The organism is Streptomyces sp. BE303, from assembly GCF_036290945.1.
Lineage (GTDB): Bacteria > Actinomycetota > Actinomycetes > Streptomycetales > Streptomycetaceae > Kitasatospora.
Window position 1 is genome coordinate 1 of sequence record NZ_JAQYWZ010000626.1, and the last position, 283, is coordinate 283.

Genomic DNA, 283 nt, shown 5'->3' on the forward strand with positions numbered 1-283 from the left:
CGTTCTCCCGGTGGTCGTGGTCACCGAGCTGGAAGCCAAGCGGCACCACCCCGAACTGGGCTACTTCGCCCGCCAGGCGCTGCGGCTGCTCGACGACTTCCGGATCCGCTTCGGCCGTCTCGACGAGCCGATCCCGGTCGGGGAGCTCGGCGGCACCATCCGGGTCGAGCTCAACCACTCCGACCTGTCGATACTGCCGGCCGGCTACCGGGTCGGGGGCGGCGAGGCGGACACCCGCATCCTCGCGGTCGCGCGGAACCTGCAGGCCGAGGGGTACGACGTC

At 71.7% G+C, this 283-nt stretch carries 1 protein-coding gene; it reads left to right on the forward strand.

The window, feature by feature from the left end; all coding sequences use genetic code 11:
- A partial coding sequence (locus PUR56_RS14405) for a PIN domain-containing protein (RefSeq protein ID WP_329949200.1) occupies positions 1 to 283 on the forward strand: 283 nt, incomplete at both ends.